Consider the following 12,551-nt stretch of genomic DNA (forward strand, 5'->3'; position numbering starts at 1 on the left):
TGAGGGCGAACTTCAGCCTGCCGGTGGCAGACGCTGGCTGCAGTTGAGAACCGGATCGCTATCTGAAGCTGATTAACAGCACAGCGAACAAGCTTGCGAGCGCGACTGCCCAGCAGAACAACCAATTTGCGATCAGAAGAAGCGATTTGAGCACGGTGGCATGGCAGTAATCTTCGATAATCGATTGCATTCCAAGCCGCATGTGAACGCAGCTTACGAGAATGAAGCCAATAAGGGCTGGCGCGACATAGATCGATCCTACGACGCTGAGGACGGCGTCTCGAGGCTCACCGACCAGCATTATAACGACCGCGACGATGTAAATGACAAGGATCAACAGGGCAGCAGATGTCAGCCGCTCCAGCATGAACGTTTCGGTTCCGTGTTTCGCCGATCCAAGGCCCCGCACTCGAGCTAGCGGAGTTCTGATTGAGGGTCTGTCAGCCATGGCGTTTCCCCAAAATTACTTGGTTGCCTTGCGCGCAACTCAAGCTGTTGCTGTTTCGATGCCCGGGCCGCCGGTGCCGACGGATAATGGGCAAGCACGGTCTCCAGTCGAGCAAGGCGGGCTTTGTGGGCGTTCAGTTCGTATCCTGAACGCCATCCAATTTGCCTGGGTCTGCCATCTCTGCATAACTCGCTTTCAAGCAGCGAGATACGAAGGCGGACCGCGTCGATCTCCTTGACAAGCGCGGCCTTCACCGATTTTCGACTCTGCATGGCTGTAGTTCCGGTGCAAGGATGGTTCCAAACCTGACGCGTCTGGAAATGTTCCCGGGTGCCGAAGGCGTGCTGAAGATTAATGCCTCAGTGCTGGACCCGCACAATGGGTCGCCATGAGCTAAATCCGGGCACTAGCTCAACGGCCGCGATGTGCCCGGCGAATGCTTGTGAAAACGAGCGAATGCCTGGCCGCCTCGTCACGAGAGATAAGTAGCCCTCAGAACAGTGACCGCACGTGGCCGAGATGACCAGATGGTGTTCTTGGGCCAACATATGTTAACGCCCACTTTTGTTGCTCTCTCCTGCAAAAATATTTGGGCTTAAAGGCCGGGAACTAACCGATCCTCCGGATGTTGCGGAATTAGTCAGGAGAAACGGACTATGTCGGACAAAGAAATTCATCGGGGCGCCTCGCGTTTTCGCCCTATCCGCGTCGTAGACGCCCGCGTGTTTCGCGGGCCGCACCTCTATAGCATGACGCCAATGGTCCAGATTCGGATCGACCTCGGAGCCCTTGAGGCGTTCCCGACAGACAAACTGCCCGGGTTTTCCGAACAAATCGTCCGACTGTTGCCCGGCCTTGCGGGCCATGGCTGCAGCTATGGCGCCGCCGGCGGCTTCGTCCGCCGCATGCAGGAAGGAACCTGGCTCGGCCACGTCGTCGAGCATGTCGCCCTGGAACTGCAGAGCATGCTCGGTCACCGAGTAACACGAGGAAAGACACGGTCGGTCAAAGGCAGTCCCGGCACTTATAACGTCATGTTCGCCTACAAGGATGAGCTTGTCGGGCTGCTCGCCGGACGCGTCGCGCTCGAACTGGTGGACAGCCTGCTGCCGGCCAATCTGCATGGTGTCGAGGGGCTCGGCGAAATTGCGGAAACGCAGGGGCCATTCGAGTTCGCAGCCAGGCTTCAGCAGCTCAAGCGTCTGGCCGCCGAACGTGCCTTGGGGCCCACGACTGCTTCCTTGGTGCGCGAGGCCGAGAGGCGAGGCATTCCCGCGGCGCGGATCGACGACAGCAGCCTCGTGCTGTTTGGTCACGGAAAGCATCAGAAGCGCATCCGCGCCAGTTGCAGCGATCTCACTTCCGAGATTGCGACCGAGATCGCCTCGGACAAGGACTTGACCAAATTCCTGCTGCAGCAGGCCGGCTTGCCGGTGCCACGCGGGGAACTGGTGCGATCGGCGCAGGACGCAGTCGCGGCAGCAGCACGGCTGGGCTACCCCGTGGTCACCAAACCACTCGATGGCAATCATGGAAGCGGCGTCAACATCGGTTTGGCAACAGAAGACGAGGTCCGCTGGGGCTTCGAACAGGCGCGAGAATACAGCCGCAGCGTTATCGTCGAGCAGCATTTCGTCGGCTCGGACCACAGGATCCTGGTGATCGGTGGAAAGGTCGTGGCGCTTGCCGAGAGGGTTCCGGCCCATGTGGTCGGCGATGGCCGGAGTTCTGTCGCCGAGCTCGTCGAGGAGACGAACCGCGACCCACGAAGGGGAGAGGGCCATTCCTCGGTATTGACCCGCATCGAGATCGACGAATGTGTCGAGCATTTCCTGTCAAAATCGCAGCTCACCCTGGCGAGCGTTCCAGCGCCGGGTCAAATGGTGCTCTTGCGGCCCACCGCCAATCTCTCCACCGGTGGGACCGCGATCGACCGAACGGAAGAAATCCATCCCGAAAACGCGCTGATCGCCAAGCGGGCGGCACAGATCGTCGGTCTCGACATTGCCGGGATCGACTTCGTCTGTCCCGACATCTCACGGCCGGTCAGCGAAACCGGCGGCGGCATCATAGAGGTGAATGCCGGTCCCGGCTTTCGCATGCATCTCGAACCCTCGTCGGGGCGCGCCCGCAACGTCGCACGGCCCGTGCTCGATCTTCTCTTCAAAGGCGGCAAGGACGGCCGGATTCCGATCTTCGCGATCACCGGGACCAACGGCAAGTCGACCACTGCCAGAATGCTGGCGCACATCCTGCAGGCGAATGGCGCAACCGTCGGGCTCACCTCGACCACCGGCGTCTACCTGAACGGCGAACGAATCATCACAGGCGATTGCTCAGGCCCGCAGAGCGCCAGGATCGTGCTGCGCGAGCCAGGTGTCGATGTCGCGGTGCTGGAATGTGCACGCGGCGGCATCCTGCGCGAAGGGCTTGCCTTCGATGCATGCGATGTTGGCGCGGTGCTGAACGTCCACGGCGATCATCTCGGGCTGAGGGGCATCGACACGATCGAGGACCTGGCGGAGGTGAAATCTGTCGTGGTCGAGTCCGTCCGCCGCGGCGGATGGAGCATTCTTAATGCCGACGACGTCCACACGTCCGCAATGTCGCGAGATGCCGGCGGCAGGATCTGCTACTTCTCGCTGGCGAGCAGGAGCGAGTGGCCCGATTTCTTGCGCAGCCACCTGGCGGAAGGCGGCCGCGCCGTGACGCGGGAACCCAGCAGCGACGGCTGGGACATTTTCATCCACGAGGATGGGGAATCGATGTTCCTGATGAGCGTCGACGAAATTCCCGCGACCTTCGAGGGTTCGGCCGAATTCAACGTTGCCAACAGCCTGGCAGCCGTCGCCATGGCGCATTGCCACGACGTTCCGGCGGCAACGATCCGGGCGGCGCTGGCCGAGTTTGGCACCTCGTTCGAGCAATCTCCCGGTCGCCTCAACGTCTTCGACGGGCATGGTTTCCGCACGATCGTCGACTATGCGCACAATCCGGAGGGGCTGAAGGCGCTCGGAAAGCTGGTTTCCCACATGAGGCGCGGCTATCAGCGCACGATCGGCCTGGTCGCCATACCGGGCGACCGCCGCGATTGCGACATCCGCGAGATGGGCGCGATCGCTTCGCGGATATTCGACGTCATCGTCTTCAAGGAGGATGAGCAGGAGCTGCGCGGCCGAGCCCCCGGAGCGATCGCCGGCTTGCTGCGGGAAGGTGCCTTGAACGCCGGCTGCGCCCCAGGCCGCATTCACGCCGTCTGTCCCGAGAAGGAGGCCGTCGACGTGTGTCTCAGGCTTGCACGGGAGAACGACCTTGTCGTGCTGACCGTCGACGACGTTGAAGCCGTGTGGCGGCAGGTAACCGGCTTCGGAGGCGCGACGCCTTCGAGGGGAGGGCCCGATCAGACCCATATTCGCCATCTGAGGGCTGGCTGATGTGGTCGCTGATCCTGCACGGCGGCGCCAAGGAGATCGATCCGCAAGAGGAGGAGGCGCATCGCAACGGATGCATCGAGGCACTCGAGGCAGGTCGGGCCGTCCTGGCCGGCGGCGGAACCGCGGTCGATGCCGTGGAAGCGGCCGGTCGCATCCTCGAGGCGGACCCGACGTTCAATGCGGGATATGGAAGTGCCCTCAATTCGGACGGCGAGGTCGAGATGTGCGCTGGCCTGATGGAGGGCAGGGACTTCAATGTGGGTGCCGTCGCAGTGATCAAGGGCGTGCGCCATCCAATCAGTGTCGCGAAGGCCATGCTGCATGAGGAGCCGATCCTGCTGGCGTCGGAGGGGGCCCGGCGTTTCGCCGCCGAGAAGCAGCTGGAGCTTTGCGATCCGGCGGATTTGATCACGCCGCAGCAGCGCGACGCCTCCAGCAAGTCGGAGGCGAAGGATACGATCGGTGTGGTTGCCCAGGATCAATACGGGGACATCGCCGTCGGCACTTCGACCGGCGGACTGGACGGCAGTGCTCCCGGTCGTGTGGGGGATTCTCCGCAACCCGGCTGCGGCTATTATGCCGACAACCGGTTGGGAGCCGTCGCCTTCTCGGGAGACGGTGAGCATATCGCGCGAAAGGCTCTCGCGGCCCGTGTCATGCAGGCACTCTCGGCGCGGCAGGCATTGTCTTCGGGACAGGCTGAAGGCGGCCTGGAGCAGGTGCTGAATCCCGCGCTCAAGGAAGTCGAGGCGATCGGCGGCGAAGCCGGAGCCATCGTGCTTACCGCGACCGGCGTGTCTGGATGGGCGCATAACAGCAGGGAGTTCGCAGTCGCTTTCATGACCAGCGAGGACAACCACCCGCACGTTTTCCTGCGCAAGAAAGACGTGGGCAAATGACCGACAAGAAGAAAAAACGATCCTCGAACGGTAAAGCTGGAACGCTCGTCATCATCGGCGGCCACGAGGACCATGATGGCGATCGTGTCATCTTGAAGGAGGTAGCGAGCCTGGTTCCGAACGGCCGCCTGGTGCTTGCCACCATCGCGTCTCATGAGCCGGATGGCTATCTCGAGAAGTATCAGAGGTCCTTCGGTGAGCTGGGCATCAAGGATGTCATCGAACTCTACGTCAACGACCGCCTCGAGGCAGCTCATGAAAAGAAAATAAGTGCGCTCGCAAACGTGAGCGCGGTGTTCTTCTCCGGCGGCGACCAGCTCCGCATCACCAGCCAGATCGGCGACACGCCCATCGACGAGCGGGTGCACGAAATCTATGAAGCCGGAGGCGTCATTGCCGGCACCTCCGCGGGCGCGTCGGTCATGAGCGACACGATGATGGTGAAGGGGCCGAACGCAGCCTCCTTTCGGATCGGCCACATTCGGATGGCGCCGGGACTGGGCCTGCTGCCGAATGTCATTATCGACCAGCACTTTGCGGAACGGGGCCGCATTGGGCGGCTCATCGGGGCGGTGTCGCAGAACCCGCGCGTACTCGGCATCGGCATCGATGAAGACACCGCGATCGTGGTGAAGGGCGAGATGTTCAAGGTCATCGGCAGCGGCGCTGTCTATCTGGTCGATGCAGCCGGCGTGACCCATTCCAACATCGCGGAAGGTGAGCCTGATGCCGCCCTTTCCATCCATGATCTGAGGGTTCACGTGCTGAGCTCAGGCGATGCGTTCGATCTCGCGCTGCGACGGCCGGTAGGGCTTCCGTAAGACTCCGCCACACTCAAGTTGATGGTGTGGCGCGGTCCGCGTACCGGCCCCTCGAGCGGTGCCGATCCACGCGCGAAAGGCGCTATATATGTGAAGCTGTTCTCCTATCTGAAGCGGCCCAACTTGGATTGTCGCATTGTTGCGGGTCCGGCAGGATTACAGACGGCCTCTCGTCGGCTCCAATCCCGCTAAGCTGAAGACCTTCGCTCGCCCGGCGTTCTGTCGGGCTAACCCCGCCGGCGACTGGCCTGAATGGCAGCAAAGGTTACCGGACGAAACCCCCATGCGTCGACGCCGACATCATGCTGGCGCGTCATCGGCTTCAGACGACCGTGCGAATGACCGTGCAGGTTTACCGATCTCTTGCCGATCTGATTCCAGGTGCGAAAAGGATAGTGACACAGAACCAGCAAGCTGCCCTCGACAAGAAGCTCCATATAGTGGTGCACGCTCGCCCAGGCCGGGTCGCCAATGGTGGCAGCGCCATCATTGTTGCCAATTATCAGGTGCTTGGACCCGTTAAGAGACGACAGCAGTGAAGAGACGGTCTCGGCTGGACCCTTGGCGAAATCGCCGAGGTGCCAGACCTCGTCGTTCGGGCCAACCGTTTCGTTCCAAAACGCAACCAGCGCCTGGTCATGCTCGACCAACGAGGCGAAGGGACGCCGGTCGAGGCGCAGAATGCGCGGATCGTTGAAATGCGTATCGGAGGTGAAGAAGATCATGCGCCGCGGCCGGCTGCGACGCGCGAATGGCGGTCGCCTCTAACTGCCGGAGCGCTCTTCGGCTTCATCATCGATCCCGATCGGGGCTTCCCTGAGCATCTTGAGTGCCTCTTCCTTCGTAAGGCCGCACTTGCGCGCGAAGTAGAGCGCCTCGATCGCCTTTTCGCGATCCGCCGTGGATTTTGCGTGCTGTTTGGGCTTTTTGCCCATCGTTCTCTGCCACCTTCCGAGGCCACCAAACCATCACAGTGCCGCGTTGTTACCGTGCATCGGCTGACCTGCCGGACTGCGCGAATGCCGATGTCGCCGACATCCCGCGAGCCCCGGACAGCGCGTATATCAGCCGGCTCGCGACAACGGCGGAGCGACTCCAACCCCGACAGCGTGAATTCAAACGAAAGCCCGCGCCGTGGGAGGGGCCGGCGCGGGCGATCGGGCTACCGATCTTGCAGCGCGGGGGTCGACCGCTGCATGGCTCGAACTGTGCAAGCGAGCATTTGTTCCGGGGCGCATGCAAAGCATCGGCGTTTCATTGCATCCTGGGGGACACAACCAGCATTTCGCTTCAGTCCGCCGCCGATGTGGGAGGATGAATACCGCCTTGCGCTAATTCGTCCGCCCTGGACACGAAACCAACCGCGCATTGAGCGCGTAGCTTCGGCGATTTAAAACACCTGCACTGGAATATTTCCGGGCGCATGGAACATCTCCGGTCGCTGATGTTTAGGCCGGAATGACGATGATCTCTGTTCTTACAATGATTTACTCTCTCGCCATCTTTATCGGCGCGAAGCGGCGCAACCTCTTGGTGAATGCGAAACTCGATAGAGTTTTGCGCAATATGGCTGGCGCAGAACTGAATCAACGTGGCCAGTAAACCGCAACAGCGCCGGTTCCAGTTCACAGCCAGTGTCCTCGCGGCCGCTACCTCGGTTCGGGTGGCAAGCGGCTCGGCAGGACTGCAAGGGCCGCCCCCTCTGGGCTGGCTGGTGCACGGTCGATCCGATTTAGTCGATGACGGCGGGGCACGATGCTCCCGCAGTGCGCCGTGCTGGCTCGAATTGCGGCGCCGCGTCCAAGATCCGCGCACGGGGCACGCACCTTTAGGTCCGGCCCACGCGAGTGGCTTCGGAGGACCTATCCATGAACGATGATGATCCTATAGATTCGCTCGCCAACGCAATTCGTCATCGCAGCGCAATTTTGTTTGTGGGGGCGGGGGTATCGATCAGCGTCGGACTTCCGTCTTGGGAGAAGCTCATCGAGCGAATGGCAAAGGAGCTCGGCGTCGACGATGAATTTTCCACGCGACGCGATCGTTTTCAGACCTTGGCCGAATACTATCGGATCAAGCATGGCAGCATCGGACCACTTCGCAGTTGGATGGACAGAAACTGGTCTGTCGCCAAGGAACGGATCGAGAAATCGGAATTGCACCGTCTCATCGTGACGCTCGATTTTCCCGTCATCTATACGACGAACTATGACCGGAACCTGGAACTCGCTTTTGAAATCCACGGTCGAGAGTACGTGAAAGTGGCCAACGCACGGCACGTTGCGCAGGCCCGTCGAGGCGTAACGCACATCGTGAAATTTCACGGCGACTTTGACGAGGACGCTTCCCTTGTCCTCACCGAAACCGACTATCTTGACCGCCTGTCCTTCAATTCTCCCCTTGATGTCCGCTTTCGCTCCGATGCGCTCGGCAGCACGATCCTGTTCATTGGCTATAGCCTCTCCGATCCAAACATCCGGCTGCTGTTGCACCGGCTTTGGCAAACCTGGCACCGGTCTGGATATGAGAAAGATCGTCCCCCTTCGTTCATCTTCATGCCCAGCCGCAACCCTGTGGAGGAGGCCGTGCTTGGGCGCTGGGGTATTTCGGTGCTCGTTGGCGCAGGTGATGATCCTGAAGCCGGTCTGACGGATTTCCTCAGGCGTTTGGTGGAAGCGGTGACGGTGACCTGAGGCGCGCTCCCTGGTGGACCGCAGTTGGGTTTTCTCAGGTGCGCGGTGACCGACGCACTAGGCGGTGGCCGACAGGCGCCAGATCGGCGACTGTTGGAGCCACGACTTCCACAATCAATCCCGCCGCTCTCATCTTGGCGTGAAGTCGATCTCCGGCGTCAATTGCCGGCAATATGCACAAACCAGGTCAATCGTCGTTTGCACATCATCCAGGCAAACAACTTCGGACGGGGTATGCATGTAACGCAAAGGCACGGAGAGCACCCCACTTGCGACGCCGCCGCGGTTCTGCTGCATGACACGCGCGTCGGTCAGGCTTGAGCTGCCCACCGCCTGAAACTGATAAGGCAGGCCCTCTTTCTCGGCCACCGACTTCAGCAGATTGAACACCACCGGGTTGGTGTTCGCGCCTTGAGTGATTGCCGGCCCTTTCCCAAGGTCCAGTTTGCCCTGATCCTCGGCGCGAGCGCGCGGATAGTCCATCGCCACGCCCATATCGATTGCGAGGCCGGTTCGAGGCGCGATATTGAACGCCGAGGTCATCGCGCCTCGGGAACCGATTTCCTCTTGAACCGTACCCAGGATATAGAGCCCCACGCCGGGGTGAACGCCTCCCTCCTCAGAGAGGCAGCGCAGCACCTCGGCGCCGATGAGGAGGCCGACCTTGTTGTCGAACGCTCGTCCGACAGCAAGGTTGCCCTGGAGCGCTGCAAACTCGCCATGGATAGTCACCGCGCTGCCGACCTCTACGACCTTCAACGCTTCCTCTCGCGAACTCGCGCCGATATCGATCCACAGTTCCATCAGCGAGGGTGTTTGAGACGTGTCAGAGGCTTTGAAGGTCTGGATTGCTTTGCGACCCACGACCCCCAGGATCGGCTCTTTGCCGTGCACCCAGACACGCTGGCCGATTTCAGTGGCAACGTCCGTTCCACCTATGGTGCTGAAGAACAGAAAACCGTCATCGTCGATGTAGTGGACGATGAAGCCGACCTCATCCATGTGCCCGGCATACATGAAGCGCATAGACGCCTCAGGATTGATGATCGCTGTGACATTGCCCATGACGTCCGTCGTCAACCTGTGGGCATACGGACGAACATACTCGCGGAAAAGCTCCGCTACAGGTTGCTCAAAGCCGCTCGGCGACGAGGTCGCCACAATTTTCTTCAAGAACTTGAGTGATTCATCGCGCATGAAGCTGACTTTCACAGTTCATGGGTGGAGGGCCATTCGAGCATGGTCATACTCGTCGGGCTTCGCGCCAATTTTGGCCTTCTTCGGTGCGATCGCCCGCGAATTGGTCAGCCCAAGGCAGGTTGTGGAGCCAGGCTTCGCGCCGGGGGGTCCAAAGCTCGTATGCCGGGAGAAGGTCGTTTGGCGCATCATCGAGAGTGCCGATCATGATCTCGGCTTCGTCGTCGCGGAGGTTCACCACGCGCGACCCGCATGCCGGACAAAAACCTCTGCCGTTGAATGCAACAAGCTCGCCCTTGCACTGGTAAGCCGACCGCGGCCACACGGCAAAGGCACTGTAGGTGCTGCCGCTGGTTCGCTTGCAATCCTGGCAATGACACAAGCCAACGCGCAACGGCGCGCCGGTGACAACATACCTCACAGACCCGCAAAGACAGCCGCCGGTCCGCTCTATCTTTTCAACCTTGCCGTTCATGGTCGCCGGAGCCATGAGTGAGGGAAGCGTGTTGGACTCGGCTCTGCCGTTTGCATCCGAGGCGTCAAGTTAATCGGCGATGTCTTCAACAAGGCCCAACTCCAAAGCTCTGGCTGCCATCAGGTAGCAGTTGGTCAAGGCATGGTCGCGCAGCTCTTCCAGCGATGTTCGAGAACCTTGGACGAGATCGGCGAACCCTTCATTCTCGAGTCGCTCTGCCGTTTCCAACAGCGCAAGTTGTTCGCGAACGATCTGAAGACAGCTTCGAATTGGTCCATTCAGAACCAAGTCTTTCTCAAGCCTTCTTTCATGAATCAGCAGGACTGCTTGCGGGCAAAGGAACCTGCAGGCTTTCGGGAAAGCGGCAAGGACCGTTACCCCGGCAGAGTAAACCGTATTCTTGCCAATGATGTAGCCGTTGCGGCCCGAGTGTTTCAGAAAAAGTTTGAACTCTAGAGCTAGACGTCGCGCGCCGTCGGCGTCGCCTCCGGGCGTGTCGATTTCAACGTAGAGATCGTCTTCCCCGGAACGCACGGTTTTCAAATCGTCCAAGGCTTTGGTGACGACAGTGTCATCAATCAAGCCGTGTATACGCAAGTTTGGATCGAACAAAAGCCGGTGAAGGTCTGGAGCGGGCGGCGGGGAGACGGTGTGTTCGGCTGACCGGGGCAACAGGTCCATATAGGCATCCTCATTATGGGGGCCGAACTTAGTTGGTACCCTTTTGTTCCCTTGAGGGAGTTCGAGCGGTGGTGATCACAGCCGCGTCTCTCGGCGGCTGTTGAGCTCCCTCTTGCATTGCAGATCGTTTTCGCACCAGGCCCGGTAGAGGCACCTCAGCCGCTGGGTTGGCTCCATGGGCATATCGGGCATTTGCCGGAACTGACGCAGTCGCTTTGCTGACTTCTGCCACGTCCGGGACCAGTCCTGTGGACGGTTGAACTCGACGGCCTCAATGGTTCCCGGCTGCTGCCTTCCGGACCCCCGCGGTCGGGCTGTTTTTCCTGGCCGTGCCATTTTTCCGGGGGGCTGAAACAAACAGCTTTGTTGGCAGTTCTAGCGTCCGGAGCACCGGCTCCGCCCGGCGCGGCCGAGCGGCCGGGGCGGTCCGGCAGGAGGTCCAGCAATGTCTCACGATATGCAAAGACGATTTGCAACGCGCTTGATCGCGGTTGCGCTGATGCTCTCGGCCAGTGGCGTGGCGCCTGTCCTGGCCCAGGATACCCCGACCGACTTCACGGCGATCATTCAGCAGAAATTGCCGGCCGTGGTCGCGATCACAACCCGGGAGGTTGTCCAGGACCAGACGACGGCGGGCGACTTTACAAGTCCGTTCGACGGCCAGGGCCTCGGACCCGTTCAGCCACAGGTGAGGGAGGCGCTTGGCTCCGGATTTGTGATCAGTCCCGACGGCTACATCGTCACCAACAACCATGTCGTTGCCGATGCGACAGAGATCCATGTCGTATTTTCAGACAAGGAAACGGCGCCGGCGCAATTGGTCGGCCGTGACCCCGCCACCGATATAGCGGTGCTGAAGGTCGACCCGCGGCCCAACATGACCACGACCAAATGGGGTGACTCGGATGCAATGCAGCCGGGCGCATGGACAATCGCGATCGGCAGTCCCTTCGGGCTCGGAGGGACTGTCACTGTCGGCGTTCTTTCGGCCCGCTCGCGAGACATTCAAGCCGGGCCGTACGACGATTTTCTCCAGACGGACGCGTCGATCAATCGAGGCAACTCGGGCGGTCCGCTGTTCAACGCACGTGGCGAGGTGATCGGCGTCAACACCGCCATCGTCTCACCGTCGGGCGGCAGCATCGGAATCGGGTTTGCGGTGCCATCGCGTACCGCCCAGAGCATCGCCGACCAGTTGATCCGAACCGGCCGGATCGAGCGCGGCTTCATCGGGGTCCGCCTGCAGGACATCACGCCGTCGCTGGCTGAGGCCCTCGGGATGAAGGATGACAAGGGCGCGCTGGTTGCTTCGGTCGAGCCCGGCAGCCCGGCGGAGAAAGCCGGCTTGAAGCCGGGTGACGTGATCACACGGTTCAACGGCAAGGGCATTGAGGGTGTCCATGACCTCACGCTTGCGACGGCTAGCCAGAAGCCTGGCAGCAAGGCCACTCTGACACGGAGTAACGGCGGCAAGGACCAGGAGGTCGCGCTTGTCATCGGTGAGCGCAAGGATGCGGAGGTGAAGACCGGCGCTGTTCCCGACAAGAAGTCGGCGGCCGAAGGCCTCGGCCTATCCCTCAGCCCGATTCCGGATCAGGCGCGTCAGCAGCTAGGCATCAAATCGGGAACGACCGGTGTCTTCGTCGTGGAAGTGGTTCCCGATGGCCTTGCCGCCCGGAGCGGATTGCAGCCGGGCGATGTCATCATATCGGCCAACAATCGCCGCGTGACGGAGCCTTCGGATATCGTCGACGAGTGGGCGAACTCTCGCCGGCAGAGCAAGCCCATCCTGTTTCGGCTGGAAAGGCAGGGGCAGTCCGTGTTCGTGGCGGTCGCCGGGAAATGACCGTCTCCAGGACGACCATGTGACTGCACCACGATCCGCTTGCGGATCCCGCCCCAA

11 protein-coding genes are annotated in these 12,551 nt (G+C 61.0%); 5 read left to right on the forward strand and 6 right to left on the reverse strand.

Going from position 1 to position 12,551, the window contains the following annotated elements; translation table 11 throughout:
* Positions 1-58: 58 nt before the first annotated feature.
* Positions 59-448, reverse strand: a complete 390-nt coding sequence (gene sdhD / locus NKI32_RS24575; protein WP_027050929.1) for a succinate dehydrogenase, hydrophobic membrane anchor protein — start codon at positions 446-448, stop codon at positions 59-61.
* Positions 449-1,104: 656 nt separating this feature from the next.
* Here sdhD and cphA point away from each other — a divergent pair.
* From cphA to NKI32_RS24590, 3 genes are read left to right on the forward strand one after another with little or no spacing between them, the layout of a single operon-like run.
* Positions 1,105-3,882, forward strand: a complete 2,778-nt coding sequence (cphA, locus tag NKI32_RS24580) for a cyanophycin synthetase (protein ID WP_352626163.1) — start codon at positions 1,105-1,107, stop codon at positions 3,880-3,882.
* On the forward strand, positions 3,882-4,781 hold the full coding sequence (locus tag NKI32_RS24585) for an isoaspartyl peptidase/L-asparaginase family protein (RefSeq protein ID WP_353003972.1): 900 nt from the start codon (positions 3,882-3,884) through the stop codon (positions 4,779-4,781). The genes cphA and NKI32_RS24585 overlap by 1 nt, the downstream gene beginning before the upstream one ends.
* Positions 4,778-5,602, forward strand: a complete 825-nt coding sequence (locus NKI32_RS24590; RefSeq protein ID WP_352626165.1) for a cyanophycinase — start codon at positions 4,778-4,780, stop codon at positions 5,600-5,602. Before NKI32_RS24585 ends, NKI32_RS24590 begins: the two co-directional genes overlap by 4 nt.
* A 227-nt stretch (positions 5,603-5,829) precedes the next feature.
* Here NKI32_RS24590 and NKI32_RS24595 read toward each other — a convergent pair whose 3' ends face one another.
* A complete protein-coding gene (locus NKI32_RS24595) occupies positions 5,830-6,327 on the reverse strand; it encodes a hydrolase (protein WP_023702861.1) in 498 nt (165 codons plus the stop codon).
* Positions 6,328-6,366: 39 nt separating this feature from the next.
* Positions 6,367-6,537: a hypothetical protein gene (locus NKI32_RS24600; RefSeq protein WP_023672674.1), complete on the reverse strand. Its 171-nt coding sequence runs from the start codon at positions 6,535-6,537 to the stop codon at positions 6,367-6,369.
* A gap of 933 nt (positions 6,538-7,470) precedes the next feature.
* On the opposite strand from NKI32_RS24600, the gene NKI32_RS24605 reads away from it, so the two are divergent.
* Positions 7,471-8,295 (forward strand): SIR2 family NAD-dependent protein deacylase, encoded by an 825-nt coding sequence (locus NKI32_RS24605; RefSeq protein ID WP_352626167.1) that lies wholly within the window; start codon positions 7,471-7,473, stop codon positions 8,293-8,295.
* 129 nt (positions 8,296-8,424) lie between these two features.
* On the opposite strand, the gene NKI32_RS24610 is transcribed toward NKI32_RS24605, so the two are convergent.
* The 3 genes from NKI32_RS24610 to NKI32_RS24620 form a co-directional block, all read right to left on the reverse strand.
* Positions 8,425-9,492 carry a M42 family metallopeptidase gene (locus NKI32_RS24610; protein ID WP_353003976.1) on the reverse strand — a complete coding sequence of 356 codons (1,068 nt, stop codon included), beginning with the start codon at positions 9,490-9,492 and terminating at the stop codon, positions 8,425-8,427.
* Between the two features lie 46 nt (positions 9,493-9,538).
* Entirely contained in the window at positions 9,539-9,967 is a 429-nt protein-coding gene (locus NKI32_RS24615) for a GFA family protein (RefSeq protein ID WP_050485925.1), read from the reverse strand.
* A 69-nt stretch (positions 9,968-10,036) separates the two neighbouring features.
* On the reverse strand, positions 10,037-10,648 hold the full coding sequence (locus NKI32_RS24620; protein WP_352626169.1) for an ATP-dependent Clp protease proteolytic subunit: 612 nt from the start codon (positions 10,646-10,648) through the stop codon (positions 10,037-10,039).
* 481 nt (positions 10,649-11,129) lie between these two features.
* On the opposite strand from NKI32_RS24620, the gene NKI32_RS24625 reads away from it, so the two are divergent.
* Entirely contained in the window at positions 11,130-12,494 is a 1,365-nt protein-coding gene (locus tag NKI32_RS24625; RefSeq protein WP_353003979.1) for a Do family serine endopeptidase, read from the forward strand.
* Positions 12,495-12,551 lie beyond the last annotated feature (57 nt).

Origin of the sequence: Mesorhizobium sp. M0761, from assembly GCF_040320205.1 — a bacterium.
GTDB lineage: Bacteria > Pseudomonadota > Alphaproteobacteria > Rhizobiales > Rhizobiaceae > Mesorhizobium.